The organism is Limisphaera sp. 4302-co (genome assembly GCF_049537155.1).
GTDB lineage: Bacteria > Verrucomicrobiota > Verrucomicrobiia > Limisphaerales > Limisphaeraceae > Limisphaera.
Map to the genome: position 1 here is coordinate 133,376 of NZ_JBMVQZ010000001.1, position 17,641 is coordinate 151,016.

General features: G+C 66.4%; 15 protein-coding genes. 5 read left to right on the forward strand and 10 right to left on the reverse strand.

What is annotated here, in order from left to right:
• On the reverse strand, positions 1-1,233 hold the full coding sequence (locus ACPDIX_RS00435; RefSeq protein WP_423429792.1) for a CvpA family protein: 1,233 nt from the start codon (positions 1,231-1,233) through the stop codon (positions 1-3).
• Between the two features lie 174 nt (positions 1,234-1,407).
• Positions 1,408-2,106, reverse strand: a complete 699-nt coding sequence (locus ACPDIX_RS00440; RefSeq protein WP_423429793.1) for an endonuclease V — start codon at positions 2,104-2,106, stop codon at positions 1,408-1,410.
• Between the two features lie 394 nt (positions 2,107-2,500).
• On the opposite strand from ACPDIX_RS00440, the gene ACPDIX_RS00445 reads away from it, so the two are divergent.
• A complete protein-coding gene (locus tag ACPDIX_RS00445) occupies positions 2,501-3,811 on the forward strand; it encodes a glucose-1-phosphate adenylyltransferase (protein WP_423429794.1) in 1,311 nt (436 codons plus the stop codon).
• Between the two features lie 4 nt (positions 3,812-3,815).
• Here ACPDIX_RS00445 and ACPDIX_RS00450 read toward each other — a convergent pair whose 3' ends face one another.
• Entirely contained in the window at positions 3,816-4,976 is a 1,161-nt protein-coding gene (locus tag ACPDIX_RS00450) for a threonine aldolase family protein (RefSeq protein WP_423429795.1), read from the reverse strand.
• Between the two features lie 527 nt (positions 4,977-5,503).
• Positions 5,504-5,800, reverse strand: a complete 297-nt coding sequence (locus ACPDIX_RS00455; protein WP_423429796.1) for a YdcH family protein — start codon at positions 5,798-5,800, stop codon at positions 5,504-5,506.
• A gap of 210 nt (positions 5,801-6,010) precedes the next feature.
• Between ACPDIX_RS00455 and hisF the strand changes: the two genes are divergently transcribed.
• Entirely contained in the window at positions 6,011-6,823 is an 813-nt protein-coding gene (hisF, locus tag ACPDIX_RS00460; RefSeq protein ID WP_423429797.1) for an imidazole glycerol phosphate synthase subunit HisF, read from the forward strand.
• Positions 6,824-6,878: 55 nt separating this feature from the next.
• On the opposite strand, the gene ACPDIX_RS00465 is transcribed toward hisF, so the two are convergent.
• The 6 genes from ACPDIX_RS00465 to ACPDIX_RS00490 form a co-directional block, all read right to left on the reverse strand.
• The gene (locus ACPDIX_RS00465; protein WP_423429798.1) at positions 6,879-7,505 is read right to left on the reverse strand and encodes an acyltransferase; all 627 of its coding nucleotides are present in this window, start codon (positions 7,503-7,505) and stop codon (positions 6,879-6,881) included.
• 109 nt (positions 7,506-7,614) lie between these two features.
• On the reverse strand, positions 7,615-8,346 hold the full coding sequence (locus ACPDIX_RS00470) for a RibD family protein (RefSeq protein WP_423429799.1): 732 nt from the start codon (positions 8,344-8,346) through the stop codon (positions 7,615-7,617).
• On the reverse strand, positions 8,343-9,419 hold the full coding sequence (gene queA, locus ACPDIX_RS00475; RefSeq protein WP_423429800.1) for a tRNA preQ1(34) S-adenosylmethionine ribosyltransferase-isomerase QueA: 1,077 nt from the start codon (positions 9,417-9,419) through the stop codon (positions 8,343-8,345). Before queA ends, ACPDIX_RS00470 begins: the two co-directional genes overlap by 4 nt.
• A 189-nt stretch (positions 9,420-9,608) precedes the next feature.
• Complete coding sequence (gene sufC / locus ACPDIX_RS00480; protein ID WP_423429801.1) at positions 9,609-10,382, reverse strand: Fe-S cluster assembly ATPase SufC; 774 nt, start codon at positions 10,380-10,382, stop codon at positions 9,609-9,611.
• A 238-nt stretch (positions 10,383-10,620) separates the two neighbouring features.
• The gene (gene hpnH, locus ACPDIX_RS00485) at positions 10,621-12,000 is read right to left on the reverse strand and encodes an adenosyl-hopene transferase HpnH (RefSeq protein ID WP_423429802.1); all 1,380 of its coding nucleotides are present in this window, start codon (positions 11,998-12,000) and stop codon (positions 10,621-10,623) included.
• A 9-nt stretch (positions 12,001-12,009) separates the two neighbouring features.
• Positions 12,010-12,204, reverse strand: a complete 195-nt coding sequence (locus ACPDIX_RS00490; RefSeq protein WP_423429803.1) for a hypothetical protein — start codon at positions 12,202-12,204, stop codon at positions 12,010-12,012.
• Between the two features lie 555 nt (positions 12,205-12,759).
• On the opposite strand from ACPDIX_RS00490, the gene ACPDIX_RS00495 reads away from it, so the two are divergent.
• The 3 genes from ACPDIX_RS00495 to ACPDIX_RS00505 all read left to right on the forward strand — a co-directional run bounded on the left by ACPDIX_RS00495 (position 12,760) and on the right by ACPDIX_RS00505 (position 17,554).
• A complete protein-coding gene (locus ACPDIX_RS00495) occupies positions 12,760-13,077 on the forward strand; it encodes an HU family DNA-binding protein (RefSeq protein WP_423429804.1) in 318 nt (105 codons plus the stop codon).
• Positions 13,078-13,463: 386 nt separating this feature from the next.
• On the forward strand, positions 13,464-14,786 hold the full coding sequence (gene hisS, locus ACPDIX_RS00500; protein ID WP_423429805.1) for a histidine--tRNA ligase: 1,323 nt from the start codon (positions 13,464-13,466) through the stop codon (positions 14,784-14,786).
• Positions 14,783-17,554, forward strand: a complete 2,772-nt coding sequence (locus ACPDIX_RS00505; protein WP_423429806.1) for a hypothetical protein — start codon at positions 14,783-14,785, stop codon at positions 17,552-17,554. Before hisS ends, ACPDIX_RS00505 begins: the two co-directional genes overlap by 4 nt.
• Positions 17,555-17,641 lie beyond the last annotated feature (87 nt).

Sequence of the window (17,641 nt, forward strand, 5' to 3'; positions counted from 1 at the left end):
TCAGACGGTATCGCGCTCGAAGGCCAGGGGCGGATTTGCGGATGGGATCTGCAGTTTGTCTCCTGAAACTTCCGCCGGCCACTGCAGCGTCTGGCCGTCCTGTTCAACCTCGATGATGTACTGACCGTTTTCCGACTTCCAACGGCCGGTCAGCTTGCGGTGTTCGATGACCGGTCCGGTTTCACCCGGGCGAGGCGGCCGGGAGACCGGATAATTCTTGAGGGCCACAAAACCGGACGGCGCGGCGATCAACGAGGTGTTCAGGAAGATGCCCGACAGGTACTTGCGGGCTTCGCGCAACTGGAGGGCGGTCATGCGCGGATTGGCTTTCCGGTAAAGGATGAACGCGCTGCGAAAATCAAAGGCCCAGGCGCCCAGGATGGGTTCCTTCTCGTACTTCGGCGAGCGACCGGTCTCCAGGTAGGCCATCAGATCAATCAGGTCCGGCTCCACGATCCCCCAGATTTCGCGCAACAGATCGAGGTTCTGCATGATCGTGGTCACCTGGGGATGAGCCAGGACCTCCCGCAAAGGGGCGCGTGCCTGACGGAGCTGGGCCCACGAGGTGTCCCGGGCGAAGCCCTGGAACTCCTGCCTCTCCGCGATCTCGAGCAGGGCCGGGTAACGCGCCAATCGGCCTTCGAGCATGGGATTGTGGAAGACGAGACCCACGAAATCAGCCGCCTGATAATAAATGTCCGGCAGCGGATCGAGCGCGGCCACGGCACGATGCAATCGGGTGGCCTCCAAATCCCGGGCCAGCCGATTGAACAGCCGCATGGTCCACGGGTCGCCCTCCTCGCTCCCCAGCTGCGTGGTCCAGTAGCCGAAGACGTAGATGCCGAGACAGACCAGAACGGTGTAAAGGGTGCCATTGACCAAGCCCAGGCAGGCGCCCAGCCGGGCGTTCAACCGTTCGAAAAGGGCGCGATGAAGATCGCCCGCATGGTACTTGAAGAACACGTCCACCTTGCGATGCACTTGGAAGGCGATCGCTTTGAAGAGTCCGTTGATGATCCAGAAGACGATCACCGACGGCAGGATCCAGGCCCAGAACGGATGTTTCACGCCCACCCAGTCCAGCACTTTGCCCACCCAGGGTGACAGGGGCAGCGCCAGCCACATACCCAGGAGAATGCCGACCAGGGAAAAGGCCACCCGCACGGCGCCCTGCCGGTATCCCAGCGCGGTGACGCTCGCCATCAACACCACGACCAGAATCCAGATCGTCATGCGGGCAACATTATGGAAACCGGCGTGTCGGGTGCACGCGCAAAATCCTGATCAATCCTGCAACACGGGGCGGGGCCCGTCGCGGGGGAAGCGCCGGCGGGCTTGGTCCCCTCCGAGAGGATGAGAAGCCGGAGCCGGCTGATTCCCGTGTAGCTCCGGGCACCGGGTGGTTCCTCAGGAGGTCAACCGCCCGGCCGGCAGGAACCGGCGCACGAGCCGGGCCGTCCGATCGGAACGCCGGGTCGGCTCCGGAAGCCGGTGCCCCCGGCAGCAGGCCAGGACCACGCGAATGGCGTCCTCCAAGGTGCACCGATGACCGACACTCACGTACACCGGTTTGGACCTCGGACGGGTTCGGACCACTGCACCGACGACTTCTCCTTGGTCGAGGAGAGGCACCCAGTCACCGGGCGCCGGACCGGGTTCGGTTGCCTCTCCGACGAGCCGGGTTTTGGCACAGCCGACCGAGGGGAGGTCGCACAGCACGCCCAGGTGACAGGCCAGGCCGAACCTCCGGGGATGGGCCCGTCCCTGACCGTCACACAGGAGCAGATCGGGCTTTTTCCGCAGTTTGCGCAGCGCGGCCAGCAAAACCGGGGCCTCCCGGAAGGACAGCAGTCCGGGCACGTAAGGGAACCGCAGCCGAAGCCAGGCGGATCTTCCCTCGGCCACGCACTGTTCTTGAAGGTCCCAGAGCGTGGCCACGCCGATCATCCACCGGCCGTTTGGGCTGACCGTGGCGTCCAATCCGGCGACCCACCGGACGTCCCGCGGCAACGGAGTGAGTCTGACCTGCGCAGCCAACTGGAGCTGGAGCTCCCGCGCCACGCGCGGGGAGGTGGTCCACTTCAGACTGGGTCGGCAACTGGTCATGGGATGGTGGTCCAGGGGAGGCCGCTCACATGACGGCGGGGCGACTCCCGCGGTCTCGTTGCCCGGGTGCCACGCGCGCCGGAACGGCCCGGCTCCGGACAGGTGGTAGCGGCGGTGGACGGAAGAGTGAACCCTTGCTGATGCCGCGGTTCCATGCCTCCACACATATCGAAACCGCTGCGTCCGTTCGTCAAGTCCGGAGGAACCGGAACCGCCCGGGACCGAACGTGCGGTTCCTGAAGGGTGCGCAGGGAGACCGGGAGAGAAAAAAGACCATGTGAGTTGTCACGGCTGGACGTCAGGGACCGGGCGCCTGCGAGAAGGGTGTCTCCTCTTGTGCGCCTTCCGGGATTCCCCTAGAGTGAGCGCGGAAACCGCGTTCGAGGGCATTCTTATGGCACCCTACACTTCCAAGCAGTCCTACCACGGGAGCAACGTTCTGGCGGTCGTCATGGGCGGAGGACAGGGCACGCGCCTGTTTCCGCTGACCAAGTATCGGGCGAAACCGGCGGTGCCGCTGGCGGGAAAGTACCGGATCGTGGACATCCCGATCTCCAACTGCATCAATTCAGGGATTCGCAGGATCTATGTGTTGACCCAGTTCAATTCCACTTCGTTGCACCGGCATCTGTCGCAGACGTACAAGTTCGACCAGTTTTCGGCGGGGTTCGTGGAGGTGTTGGCGGCCCAGCAGACCCTGACCGACAGTTCATGGTACCAAGGGACGGCCGACGCGGTGCGGAAGAACCTCGTGCATTTCATGAACCACGAATGGGATTACCTCCTGATCCTCAGCGGCGATCAGCTTTATCGGATGGACTTCCGTGAACTGATCGCCCATCACGTGGAGCGGCAGGCGGACATCACGCTGGGTGTGGTGGCGGTGCCCAAGGAGGAGTCCGTGCATTTCGGGGTGTTGCAGGTCACCGAGGACTGGCGGATTCACCGTTTCGTCGAAAAGCCCAAGGACCCCGCCGTGCAGGATTCGTTGAAGCTGGATCCTGCGTGGCAGGCCCGGCTGGGGCTGACCGTGCCGAGCGAGGTGGTGCTGGCCTCGATGGGCATCTACGTGTTCAACCGCGACATGATCCGCAAGGCCCTGGACAACACGCTGGTGGATTTTGGCAAGGAAGTGATTCCGGCGATGATCGGGCAGTGTCGTGTGTTTGCCTTTCTGCACAAGGGCTACTGGGAGGACATCGGAACCATCCGGGCCTTTTTCGAGGCGAACCTGGATCTGACCACCGACCTGCCCAAGTTCAACTTCTTTGACATGACGGCACCGATCTTCAGCCGGCCCCGATTTTTGCCGGCCTCGAAGCTCAACAGTGCCCACGTGGACCACGCGGTGGTGGCGGACGGTTGCATCATTGATCATTCGCGCATTTCGCACAGCGTGGTGGGGATGCGGAGCGTCATTTCGGAGGGTTGCGAATTGCGCCGGGTGGTTCTGTTGGGCTGCGACTACTACGAGTCGGATGAATCCGTCCGGGCGCACGAACAGGCGGGCATCCCACGGATTGGCATCGGCCGGAACACCCGGATCGAGAACGCGATCATCGACAAGAACGCCCGGATTGGCGACAACGTGGTCATCTCGCCGTCGGGCAAGCCGCCCAACCTCGATCACGAGCTGTACTACATTCGGGACGGGATCGTGGTGATTCCCAAGGACGCGGTGATCCCGCACGGGACGGTGATCTGAGGGATCATTTCAGCGGGCCGGTGGGGCTGGAAGGCGACCGGTGGACCGGATGCGGGCCGCGGGCCGTCGAAGCGGGGGCCGACGGGGGCGGCGGCGCAGTCTGCCGAAGGACCTCGCCCAGATCCGCCAGAAAGGCGTCCACATCTTCCGGGGTGGTGTCCCAGCTGCACATCAGGCGGGATTCGCCCGGCGAGATCACGCCCGTGTAGAAATGCCAGCCGCGTTCGTGCATCGCCTCGGGCACGCCCGCCGGCAGACGCACGAAAACGGCGTTGGACTCGACCGGATAACAGATCTCCACGCCGGGCAGGCCCTGGAGACCCCGGGCCAGCCGCCGGGCCATGGCGTTGCTGTGGCGTGCGTTGCGGAGCCAGACGTCATTGTCCAGCAGGCCGAGCCATGGGGCGGAAAGAAACCGCATCTTGGAGGCCAGTTGTCCACCCTGTTTGCAGCGGTAATCGAACTCACGCGCCAGTTCCCGGTCGAAAAACACCACGGCCTCGCCGACGGCCAGGCCGTTTTTCGTCCCGCCGAAGCAGAGGACGTCCACACCCACCCGCCAGGTGAGGTCGGCCGGGGCCACGCCGAGATGCGCCACTGCATTGGCAAAACGCGCGCCGTCCATGTGCACCCGCAGTCCGTGGCGGCGGGCGGTCTGGCACAGCACGCCCAGCTCTTCGACGGTGTAGGCCGTGCCCAGTTCGGTCACCTGGGTGAGGCTCAGCGCGCGTGGTTTGGGATAGTGGATGTCGCTGCGCCGGGTGACGGCGTCCACGACGGCCTCGGGACGGACCTTGCCGTGCGCGCCCGGCAGAAGAAGGATCTTGCTTCCGTTGGCAAAGAATTCAGGGGCGCCGCACTCGGAGGTCTCCACGTGGGCCAGCTCGTGGCAGAGGATGCTGTGATAGGGTTGGCAGAGCGTGGCCAGGGCGAGCGAATTGGCCGAAGTGCCGTTGAAGACGAAGAACACCTCACAATCGGTTTCGAACAGCTCGCGCAACCGGTCGGAGACTTTCTGCGTCCAACGATCCTCGCCGTAGCTGGGTTCGTGTCCCTGATTGGCTTCCACCATGGCGGCCCATGCCTCGGGGCAGACGCCGGCGTAATTGTCGCTGGCAAACTGGCGAGGCCGCACGGTCGGGACCGAACGTGGTTCATCCTTCATGGCCGGGCATTTAAGCGGGCTGATGGACGAAGGAAAAGAACTTCCTCCGGCAGCCGAGCCAGAAAGCCGGGCGGAAGCAGCCGCCGGAAGCGGGAGGCAGGAAGACTTGCCGACCGGCCGTTGGAGGTTTCGCCTTGGTGCTCCCGTCACATCTGTAATCCGACCCGCGGGAGGGCTCCGGGTCAGCGGTTGGCGTGTCTGGACAGGTCGGACGGCAAACGACCGGCCGAGCTGGGGCGGTGCTACGGCTGGGCGGCCGGGCACGGGCGGGCCGCGGAGGGCGCAGGAGCACGCGGGTTGGGTCGGCCCTCTCGGGAGGGGTTCGCCCGAGGCACAGGCGACAGGGTAGGGGCCTTTCCCGTGCCGGGAAGAGGACCGAGGGCTCGGTCGGGACCCGGCGACCCCGCCGTGCACGGCGGGTGCTGCAGGGGACGATACCGGGCCGGTCTTGGGACGAAGGCGCCCGGCCGAAATCCGGCCAGAAATGGAGCGCCGGGCACACGCGTGCGCGGCGCGTCCGGCGGTTTTCAGGCCGCCGGTGTGCCGGATTCCGAAGGAGCGGAACCGTGGGCAGCGGGCCAGACGTGCCGTGCGCGGCGCAGCATGTGATAGATGTGATCCTTCAATTTGGCCCGCCGCATCTTGAGCTCTTCGAGCTCCTGATCAGTGGCGAAGTCGATTTCCTCCTCGATCCGGTACACCGCGTCATCCAGCCGATGATACTCGTCGTACATCTTCCGGAAGTGCTCGTCACTTCCCTTGAGGTAGCGGATGGTGTCGCGGTATTCGGGGAACTCCTTGAGGATCGGATGGTGCAGGTCCATGGTACATCATCTCCATTTCGGACCAAGCGGTCGTTGCTATCCTACGACCTTTTAAAGGGAAGACAAGTCCCCGTGCGCAAAGTTCAAAATTTTTCATCCATCGCGCCGCCCTGGGCCTGGCGGGTTCGGGTCCCGTGAGCCGGCGGGGGGCTTGGGGGCGGGCTGGGAAACCGGATTGCCCCATCGCCGGGCAGCGGATTGAATGGAGGCATGTTGGCGAAACGAGTCATTCCCTGCCTGGACGTTCACCAGGGTCAGGTGACCCGCGGTGTGCGGTTCGGGCGGGCCGAGGCCGGCGAGCTGCGGAACGTGGGCGATCCGGTGGAACTGGCCCTGCGCTACAATGAACAGGGAGCCGACGAGCTGGTGTTTTTCGACATCACGGCCAGTGCCGAGGGACGCGCGGCGATGGTTCAGGTGATCGAACGGACGGCGGAGCAGTGTTTCATGCCGCTGACGGTGGGTGGCGGGATCCGGACGGTGGAGGACATGCAGGTGATGCTGCGTGCCGGAGCCGACAAGGTCAGCATCAACACCGCGGCGCTGGCGAACCCCCGCTTGATACGCGCGGGTGCGGAGAAATTCGGCAGCCAGTGCATCGTGGTCTCGATCGACTGCAAGCGGGTGGGGCCGGACCGGTGGCAGGTGTTTTCCCACGGCGGCCGGCGGCCGACCGATTGGGAAGCCGTTGCATGGGCCAGGGAGGCCGTGCGCCTGGGCGCCGGAGAAATCGTCCTCAACAGCATTGATGCCGACGGGACCCGGGCCGGTTACGACCTGCAGATCACGCGCCGGGTGAGCGAAGCGGTGGGGGTGCCCGTGGTGGCCAGTGGTGGGGCCGGTTCGCTGGAGCACATGGCCGAGGTGCTGTTGGAGGGGAAGGCTGACGCGGTCCTGGCGGCCAGCGTGTTTCACTACGGCGATTACACCGTGGGCCAGGTCAAACACTATCTGGCCGGGCGCGGCATCCCGGTGCGTTTGGAGCCGGAGATAACCGTTTTCGACGGGTCGGGCTTGCGTTGAAGAATGGGGCGCCCGGGTCTCACGCACCCGCGTGCGAAGAGGCGGTGAGACCGGCTCAGGCCCGGCGAGGTGCGCTGGCGGGTCGGACGATGGCGGGATTCCCCACGGCCAGGGCACCCGGCGGAACATCGCAGGTGACAACCGCGCCCGCACCGATGACCGCGCCGTCGCCGATGGTCACGCCCTTCAAGACGATGGCCCGGGCGCCCACGAACACGCCCCGGCCGATCCGAACCGGTCGGGCGTGCTCGGCGGTGGCCACCGCCCAGGTGCCGTCGTCCGCCCGGACGTGAAAATCCGTGTCCATGATCATGACCTCCGCGCCGATGAGGGTGGCTTCGCCCACGATGACCGATCGGGCGGCACAGATCACGGCGGCGCTGAGGCCGCTGCCGGCCTCCAGCCGGATTTCCGCTCCCGGGTGGAGCGTGCGCAACGTGGCCGGCCGACTGCACCCGAGCGGATTGCTACGCAAGCTGCTGTTCAGGCGGACGCCGGGTCCGAGCACGATGCGCGAACCCGGTGCGCGGGCGAGGCAGGGGCGCCCCCGAAACCGCACGTCCGGGGCCAGCTCGATGCCCCGGAGGCGGGCCTCCCATTTCCAGAGTTGGTCGGGGAGCCACCACCAGACCGCCTGAAGTCTCTGTACGCAACGGCGCAATCGGCCGGTGTGGTCGCTCATAGCGGGGCCATTGTTCCGGAGGGTCCCCGGCCGGGGCAAGCTGATGCCCGGGGTCAAGGCGGGTCAAACGCCGCTGGAAAGCTTCTCCGCGGCGGCCGGCCGGCCGGGCTCACGGGCGTTGTGCGGTGAAGTGGAGAAAGATTTCGTCTCCGATTCTGCGGCGCCGGACGAGTTGGAAGCGGGCGGCCGCAGCGAGGTTGGGGAACCCTCTTCCGTCGGCGATGGTGGGTGCGTGGCGGCCGCCGACCACGAAGGGGCAGACGGTGAGGTGCAGTTCGTCCACCAAGCCGGCTCGGAAGAGGCTGTCGTTGACGGTCCCGCCTCCCTCGCAGACCAGGCGGCGTACGCCCCAGTCTCGGTACAACCAGGTGAGGGCGGCCGGCCAGTCGAGTTCGTCCGTTCCGAAGATTCCGACTGCGTCGGCCAGACGGCGGAGGCGGTCAAGCCGGCGGGCCGGGACGCGCCCGGTGGTCAGGATGAGGATGGGGGAGAATCGCTTGCGGAAAATGTGGGCGTCCGGGGCGATCGAGCCGGAGCCGCTGACGATGATCCGCAGGTTGTATTCGGCGAGTCCGCGCCGGAGGCGGAGCCGGCGGAACCGCTCGGGACCGGGACCGAGGTCCATGGGGCCGGACTCCACCGTGCGGGCGCCGGCCAGCACGGCGTCCGCGGTGGCGCGGAGGGTCAGCAGATGTTCGTGATCGGTGCGGCTGCCGAAGGTGGCGATGCGTCGGTTGGCGGTGGCGATCTTGCCGTCGGCGGTGATGGCCATGTTCACCATGACCCGCAAGCGCGAGCCGGCGGCTTGGGAGGGGATCGGGACCGGGCGCACGGCCTTCATAGGACGAGCATGGCATCCCCGTAGCTGAAGAAGCGGTAGCGTTCGCGCACGGCCTCGGCGTAGGTCTCGAGGATGAGCTCGCGTCCCCGGGTTTCGCCGGGGGCGGCGAAGGCGCTGACGAGCATCAGCAGGGTGGAACCGGGCAGGTGGAAATTGGTGATGAGGCCCTGGACCACGCGGAACCGGTAGGGGGGGTAGATGAACAGCCGCGTGCGCCCGCGAACGGGCTGGATTCGCCCGTCGTACCAGGAGGCCACGGTTTCGAGGACGCGGACGGTGGTCGTGCCCACGGCGAGGATGCGGCGTCCTTCATCCCGGGCGGCTTGCAGGATGCGGGCGGTTTCCTCGGAGAGCTCGAAGCGCTCTTCGTGCATGACGTGGTCTTCGACGCGGCTGACGCGCACGGGGGCAAAGGTCCCGAGCCCCACGTGCAGCGTGACAAACGTGATTTGGACTCCGCGCGACCGGAGCGTATCCAGGAGCTCGGGGGTGAAATGGAGTCCGGCCGTGGGTGCGGCGGCGGACCCGGGCACCCGTGCGTAAACGGTCTGGTAGCGGTCGCGGTCGAGGACCTCCTCGGCGCCGTCGGCTCGTTGGATGTAGGGAGGCAGGGGCATGTGACCGAGCCGGTCCAGGTCCTGCAACAGTTGATCGGTGCCGTGGAAGCGAAGGGTGTGTTCGAATCCGTCTCCCTTGTCCAAGACCTCGGCCCAGATGGAGGTGGGTTGCCCTTGGAGATCCAGCACGGTGATGCCGGTGCCGCGCCGGGCGCGTTTGCCCGGGCGGAGCAGGGCGCGCCAGAGGTTGGGCTGGGTTTCTTCCAACAGCAGGATCTCGAACGCCCCGCCGGTGCGCCGGTTCCGACCGTGGAGGCGCGCGGGGATGACGCGGCTGTCGTTCAGGACGAGCACGTCGCCGGGCCGGATGTACTCGGGCAGGTCTGTGAACCGCCGGTGTTCGCGCCGGCCGGTCTGCCGGTGAAGGACCAGCAGACGGGAGGCATCGCGGCGGTCGGCCGGCCGCTGGGCGATCAGTTCCGGGGGCAGGTCGTAGTGAAAATCTTCCACGCGCATTTGACGGTGTGGAGGGTAAACACGGGATTGGCACCGGGGAAAGTCCGGGAGAACCCGGCCGGCTTCCGGCAAGGAGAGGCAGAAACCGGCGCGTCGGGTGACGAACGGGCCGCCGGTCGGAACACGAACCGGCCCTGCGACGGGCCGGAAGGGCCGGTCCTCCCGTGGCAGGGCCGGGCGGTGAGGGCCTTAGGCGGGAACCGCGGTTTCCTTGATGATCCAGTCGTAGCCCCTGGCTTCGAGGTCCAGGGCCAGTTGACGATCGCCCGATCGGACGATGCGCCCGTCGACGAGGACGTGGACGTAGTCGGGGATGATGTAGTTGAGCAGGCGCTGGTAGTGCGTGATGACCAACTGGGCATTGTCGGGCCGTTTGAGCTTGTTGACGCCGTTGGCCACGATCTTCAGCGCGTCGATGTCCAGGCCGGAGTCGGTTTCGTCCAGGATGGCCAGCTTCGGATCCAGCACGGCCATTTGAAAGATCTCGGCCCGTTTCTTTTCGCCTCCGGAGAACCCTTCGTTGACGGAGCGTTTCAGCAGTTCCTCGGGCAGGTCGAGCAGCTTGACCCTTTCCTTGACCAGGGCGAGGAACTCCATGGCGTCAAGTTCGGGCAGGCCCTTGTGTTTGCGGATCTCGTTCAGGGCGGCCTTGAGGAAGTAGGTGGTGTTCACCCCCGGAATCTCCACGGGGTATTGAAAGGCCAGAAACAGGCCCTCGCGGGCACGTTCCTCGGGGTCCATCTCCAGTAGGTCCCGGCCGCAGTAACGGACCTCGCCGCCGGTGATTTCATAACCTTCGCGGCCGGCGAGGATGGCGGCCAGTGTGCTTTTGCCGCTGCCGTTGGGCCCCATGATGGCGTGCACTTCACCGGCGCGAATGGTGAGGTTCACGCCTTTGAGGATCTGTCTGCCCTCGACACCTGCCTTCAGGTCAACGATTTCCAGAATCGGTTCTCCAGCCATGGTTGTCTCGCTTTGCCCGGTGCCTTTCCGTTGCGGCCCCTGTCTGTTGGAACGGGCCGGTGGGAACCGCCGGGCGGTTGTTTCCCATCTGATTCAGCTTGCTGCTTCTGCGCACGTCCCGATCAGCCGGGTCCACGGCCGGTTTCGGGCGGCTGCAGGACCCCGATTTTGGCACAAGAACCGGCGCGGTGCAAATCCACCGGTGCCGCGGCGTCATGGCCGGTTGCCGGCGCGGGCCTCAGGCCGGCTTGGAGGAGGTGCGTGTGACGGGGTTGGTGGACGGAGCGGGCGAGGCGCAGCACGGGGCCGACGCGGGTGTGGAGGCCCCGTTGTTGCCGGGCGCGTTCGCCGCCGAGTCTGCGGCCTTGCGTGCGGCCGAGAGATGTCCACGGCCGATGGAACAGCCGTTGAACGCCCGGACCTTTGCGCCGTCCGGGCACGGTTTGGGGCGGGGCCGGAGATTGTAGACGAGATTCTTCCAGTGATCGCCCGGTTGGTAGCTGGTGCCCAGGGCGCCGCTGGGATCGTACCCGCAATGGACCATGCAGTTTTCGCAGCGAGGGTCGCGGGCCACGCCGTTCACGACGCCGTACTTTTCCCAGTCCACCTTTTCGAGCATTTCGGCGTAGGTGGGGTAGTGGGCGTCGGTGATGAGGTAACAGGGGGCCTTCCAGCCCTTGATGTTGTAGGTGGGGATGGCCCAGGCGGTGCAGGTCAGTTCGCGCAGGCCGGCCAGGAATTCCTGGTAGACGGGCGTGCCCAGGAGGTTGAAACGGCGGCCCCAATCCAAAATGCGGGCGAACTTTTGCCGGGTCGCGTCGCGGGTGAGGAAGAAATCGGCGGGGTTCTTGCCCAGGCGGCGGATCATGTCCTTCTTCGCGGCGTCGTAGTCGTAGCCGGGCGAGATGGTGTGTCCGTCCACGCCCAGCCAGGAGAAGAACTTGAACATGTCCTCGATTTCCTGGACGTCGGTTTCCCGGTAGACCGTGGTGTTGGTGGCCACTTGGAAACCGAGTCGTTTGGCCAGTCGGATGGCGGCCACGCATTCGCGGAACACCCCTTCGCGTTCCACGATCAGGTCGTGGGTGTACTCCAGGCCGTCAATGTGAACGTTCCAGTAAAACCATTTGGTCGGCCGGATGACGGGGCGGTTGTCGCTCTTGCCCTTGCGGATGGTGTCCCGCTGTGCGGGCGTGATCAGCTCTTCGGCCACCAGTTGTTCGAGGAGCGGTTCCCGGGCCGGGCTGTGGGTGGCGGCCAGGTAATCGCAGAGTTTGCGTCGCATGAAGACGCCGTTTGTGCACAGGTAGACGATTCGCCCCTGCCGCAGCAGCCCTTCCACGAGTTCCTCGATCCGGGGATAGATCAGCGGTTCCCCGCCGCAGATGGAGACCATGGGGGCGTCACACTCGGCGGCCGCGGCCAGGCAACGTTCCAGCGGGACCATGTCCTTGAGACTGGTGGAGTACTCACGGATGCGGCCGCAGCCGGTGCAGGTGAGATTGCAGGTGTGCAGCGGTTCGAGCTGGAGCACCATCGCGAAGCGCGGGGTCCGCTTCAGTTTGTGCTTCAGGATGTGCCCGGCGATTTTCAGGGTGAGTGCAAGAGGGAAACGCATGAGTAGGAATCAGCTCAGGGATGCCACCTTGTCGGCGTTGGCGTCCGGGGGTGTGTCCGGCGCAGGATGGACGGGCGCCTCCTGCCGGATGAACCACATCGGCGAGACGGGCACGTTGGCGTTGAACCCGCCGCAGCCCGTTCCCACCCAGAGCACGAGGCACAGCCCCGGCAAAATGATCTTCAAGAGGCCCTTTCGGTTCACGTGAAGCCAACTATAGAGCCGACCGCACCTGCTGCAACCTTGAACTGGCCTGCGGCGTGCGGACACCGGTCCCGCCGGGTGCGTTGGACGGTGCATGCGGCCTCCCCTGCGGCGGGGTTTGTTTGCACCGCGGTCGGGACACGGGCGGGTACAAACGACTGGTGACCGACCCCGGCAGTTGGGGCGGCATGTGCCATACGGTTGCCCACCGTGGTGGGTGCATGCACAGACCGTGACGCCGGCAGCTGGACACGGTCACAATCCTTTCTGCGTCAGCCGGTTGGGCCGTCCGGGGTGCCAGGGTCCACCCGATGAGTCTTTTGGTCTGGAAGAGCGAGGGACTCTGCTCACGTGTTTGCTGGGCTGGTGTGGAGGTGATGCGCGGCTTGTTATGTCGGCCCCTCCGTGGAGCCGCTGGTGGCCGGGCAACCGCGCGGGGGCAGGGCGGGCCCGGGAAAATGGGCTTGACGATTGTTCGAAAAGCACTTGACCGCGTCGGTTCATCGGGACTAAAAGGGCGATGCACCAAACGCAAGCGGCCGGGAACACACACTTATGACTGTTACCAAACGGGATCTTGTCCTTGCCATTTCCGACAAGCTGGACAGGCACCAGCAGGAGGTGCAGGACGTGGTCCAAGCGGTCCTCGATCAAATGTTCGAGGCCCTCGCGCGCGGGGACAAAATCGAGTTGCGGGGATTCGGCGTGTTCGAAGTGAAGATTCGCAAGGCACGCGTCGGCCGCAACCCTCACCAGCCGGAGCGGGACATCCCCATTCCGGCCCGCGCCGTGGTCCGGTTCAAACCGGGCAAGGACCTGCGAGAAGCGGTGCTCAAGCTTACGCCGGGCCAGGCAAGTCCCTCTACTGATTGACCTTGCGCCGCGACATGACGTCCTGGCCGGTGGTGGTTGTCGGGGAGCGGTCTCCGGCGGGGATTCAGGAGAGGGTTTCGAGCCTGCTTGGCGGGCAGCCGGGCACGGGTGCGGGGTAGTCGTCTGGTCCCCGGCACGGGGGTGTCTTGTTTCATTGCCCGGGGTCGGGCCGGTGGGCGGCGGGCGATTTTGCGCCACCGGTCAGGGCGGGCCGTGCATCGGACGGACGGACGGAGTCCCCGGAGCGGCGGTGAGCCCGGCCGGTTTTCCGGTGTCGCGGCCGGGCCGGATCGGGGGAGCATGATCCCATGCACCGTTGTTCGGGCGGGGGGCAGGGTGTTTTCGATTCCCGCGGGACCGGCCTGGTCGTAAGCTCTGCGCTCGCTATGGAACGATTGCCGGGATTTCGTGATTTTTATCCGGAACCGGTTCCGTCCGGGGACGCGCTTGCCTGGAGCGCCAGTTTGCGCGGGCACATCCACTCGACCTGGCGCCGGGTGGCGCAGCGGTACGGTTTTGCGGAGTACGACGGGCCGCCGTTGGAGCCTTTGGAGCTGTACAAGGTCAAGAGCGGCGAGGAGATCGTTCAGCAGCTTTATCATTTCGTGGACAAGGGGGATCGGGAGGTGGCGCTGCGGCCGGAGATGACCCCCACGTTGGCGCGGATGGTCGCCAGTCAGGCGCGGCAGTACAAGAAGCCGCTGAAGTGGTTCGCCATCCCCCAGTTGTTCCGGTACGAACGGCAGCAGAAAGGGCGGTTGCGGGAGCACTTCCAGTTCAATGCAGACATTGTGGGGGAGTCGGACCCGGCCGCCGATGCGGAGGTGATCGCCCTGCTGGTGGACACGTTGCGGGCGTTCGGTTTTCAACCGGCCGACGTGGTGGTGCGGATCAGCAGCCGGCAAGCCTGGCAGGAGTTTTATCGCCGGCACACGCCCGCGGAGCTTCAGGGTCCGGAGCGGGAGTATGCGTTTTACCAGGTGATTGACAAATGGGAACGCACGTCTCCTGAGGAAACGCGCAAGAAGCTGATGGAGCTCGGCATCGGCTGGGAGAGCGTGGAGAGGTTTTTGCAGGAGTCGGTGCCCACGCAGGAACTGACGGCTGTCCTGGAGAACCTGCGTGCGCGCGGGTTGTCGGAGTACGTGCAGGTGGACTACCGGGTGATCCGCGGGCTGGCCTATTACACCGGCATAGTATTCGAGGCGTTCGATCGGCAAGGCCGGTTCCGGGCGATCGCCGGCGGCGGACGATACGATCATCTGATCCGGTTGATCAGCGGCGGCCGCGTGGATCTGCCGGCGCTCGGTTTCGGCATGGGCGACGTGGTGCTGGCGGAACTGATCCGGGCCCGCGGCCTGGCGCCCGCGCCGCCGCCGCGGGTGCAGGTCTTCTGCCTCGTGGAGGACGAATCGCTCCGTGCCCCGACCCTGCCCCTGGTGCAGCAGCTTCGCGACGCGGGTTTGGCGGTCGATCATCCGCTGGGGCCCGAGAAACCGGACAAGCAGTTCAAACGCGCGCGGGATGCCGGTGCAAGATTCGTGGTGAGCCTGGCGCGCGACCCGGATGGCACGATCCGGGCGCAGGTCCGGGATCTGCAGACACGGACTTCGACGGTGTGTGAACCGGACGGCGTGTTGGGCCGGATCCGTGCGGCTTTGTCCGGGGCAGGCGAAGCGGTGGGAAGCCAACCAGGGGATGGACCATGAACGAGGATCGGTGCAGACCCGGCTCGAGGCTGTTCCGGGTCGTGGAGCGGCTGCTGACCTTGGGACTTGCAATCTGGGTGGGGAGGCTTGCCGCCGGGGAAGAGCGCGATCTCCTGGCCGGGTTCGATTTTCAGGATCCGGCGGTCGTGAGTGAATGGGAACCGACGCACGATCTGGCGCCGTTGCGACACGTGGCCGGGGGGATGGAGATGCAGATCACGGGGTCTGATCCGTATTGTGCCGGGCCGCGATTGCGACTGCCGCGCACCACCCCCGTGTGGCTGGAGGTGCGGTTGTGGTCCGAACAGGGTGGGACCGCGCAGGTCTTTTACTTCACGGACCAGGCGCGGGAAGAGGATTCCGTGCGGTTCGAGGTGCCGGCCGGGCGCTGGCACGAGGCGCGGTTGCCCCTGCCGCCGCTGGCGCCGGAGACGCGGTTCCGGTTCGATCCGCCCGGCACCACGGGCCGCTGCGTGTTGGCGTACCTGAAGGTCCGGCAGCGGCGGGTCCCGCAGGCGCCGGAATGGCCGGTCCCGGAGGAACCGCGCTTGGCCCCACCGGTCCGGGAGATCGGGCAGGGTCCCTTGCGGCTGCGGCACGGTCAGGCCGGCCCGGGAGATTTCGAGCTGTGGGTGAACGGGCTGCGGATGGGTTTCGGTCATACCCGTGCCCTGGTGGGCTGTGAGGTCGGAGGTCGGACGCGGTGGTTTTCTTGGTCCTCCGATGCTGGGGCGGCTTCCTCGGACGCTGCGGGGTCATCGAACCGTTCGACCGTTTCGCTGCTGCCCGTCGGAGGCGGGAAGGGGCTGAGACTGCAGGCGCGGTTTCGGGATCCGGATGGCGGGACATGGACGATGGAGCAGACCCTCGTGGGCGTGGGGGAGGGAACGATACGCGTGGCGGTGCGCGTGGCGTGTGATCGGGACCGGCAGGTACTGCACCTGCCGCTGCTGTGGATCGTGGCCGGTCCCGGCGCCTTCGGCACGCACAAACAACAGGGGTTGTTTGCGGGGCTGGAGTATCTGGAGGACGAACCCAGCAGTTCCACGGCAGACCTGTTGCCTCCGGCGTCGGATCGTCAGGTGCCCGACGCGGTGAAATGGACGATCCCTCTGGCGGTGGTGGTCGCCCGGGACCGGTACCTGGGCGTCCTGTGGGAGCGGGCGGGCGACGAGGTTGCTGCGGTGTTCGATTCCCCGGACCGGTTCTTCGGCAGCGGCGGCCATTTGATGGGGTGGATCCACCCGGGCTCGGACGGGCGGATTCGGGATGAGTCCAGCCTGCTTCCATACGGCCCGGTGGAACTGCGCGCGGGCCGGCCGGTGGAATGGCGGGGATGGATTCTGGGGGGAGAGGCTTCCACGGTCGTGCCGGCGCTTCGGCATGCGATGGGTGTGATGGGTTGGCCGGCCCCGCCCGAGCCGGGGTTGGCAGCCGGGGAGTACTTTCGGCTGGTTGCCCGCGGCTGGTTGGAGTCGGACATCCGGGTGGGCGACCTTTACCGGCACGCTGTCTGGCCGGGGTTCCCGCCGCAGCCGGCGGCCGACGCGGCGTGGACGATGAAATGGCTGGCCGGCCGGGTGGACGATCCGGAGCTGGCGCGGCGGTTGAAAGAGGCAGCCCGCGGGGCGGTGGCGCGCGTGCCGGCGGGGCGACGCAATCAGCACCAGATCGGTCATGTGCGCTGGCCGTTGCCGGCGCTCGTGTTCGGAGACGTGATGGCCGAGGTTCTCAACGCGGCCGAACAGGCGCGGGCCTGGTTGCGGGAGTTCGAACCCGATGGTTCGCTCCCCTACCGGCCCCAGGCGGGTGGACCGGACCTGGGTCGGACGCACACCTCCCGGGAGGCGAGCGGGTTGATGGCCGAACGGGTGGCGGCGGTCTTGGAGGCGGCCCTGTGGACGGGCGACCCGGATCTGATTCCAGCCGCTCTGGAGAAGTTGGAGGTGTTGGACCGCAAATTCGCTGATGGCGTGCCGCGCGGGGCGCAGACATGGGAAATCCCGCTGCACACACCCGACATCCTGGCCGCGGCCCATCTGGTTCGGGCTTTCGTGCTGGGATACGAGCTCAGCGGGGAACAACGGTGGCTGGAGCGCGCGCGTTACTGGGCCTGGACCGGTGTGCCGTTTGTCTATCTGGCGCAACCCTGCCCGGGCCGCGTGGGTTTGTACGCCACCATCCCCGTCTACGGAGCGACCGGCTGGCGCGCACCGGTCTGGTTGGGCCGGCCGGTTCAGTGGTGCGGGCTGGTCTATGCGGATGCCCTGTGGCAACTGGCCAGGTGGGATCCGGCAGGTCCGTGGGAGCGTCTGGCCCGGGGGATCAGTTTCAGCGGCGTGCAGCAGACCTGGCCGGAGAACGAGCGCGCCCGCGGCGGGTTGCTTCCGGATTTCTTCCTCTTGAAGGAGCAGCTCCGGGACGGACCGGCCATCAACCCGGCCACTGTGTTGCTGCCGGCCATTCGCGCGTATGATGCGCCCGTTCCGTACACGCGTGAGGTCTTGCGCCCGGCGGGATTGCGCGTGCACGTGCCCGGCCGGCTTTTCGTGGAAGGGGATGAACCGGAGCGACTCCTGTTGCGGATCGAGCCGTGGCCGGAGGAACGGTGTTGGGTGCTGATACACGGTTGTCGGCGTCTGCCGGAAGTCCGGTCCAACGGAGAACCCTGCGTGCTGGCGGCCGGTGAAAACTGGGAACCAAACGGCGGGCGGCTGGTTCTTTCCGTGCAAGGGGTGACCAGGATCGAGTTGCGCCGCTGGCGTTGAAGTGGGCGGGACCTCCGGACGGGCCCTTTCGGCGGGTTCGGATCCGCCGTCGGGTCGGCCGCGGTGCCGTCACGGCGTGCAAGGGGG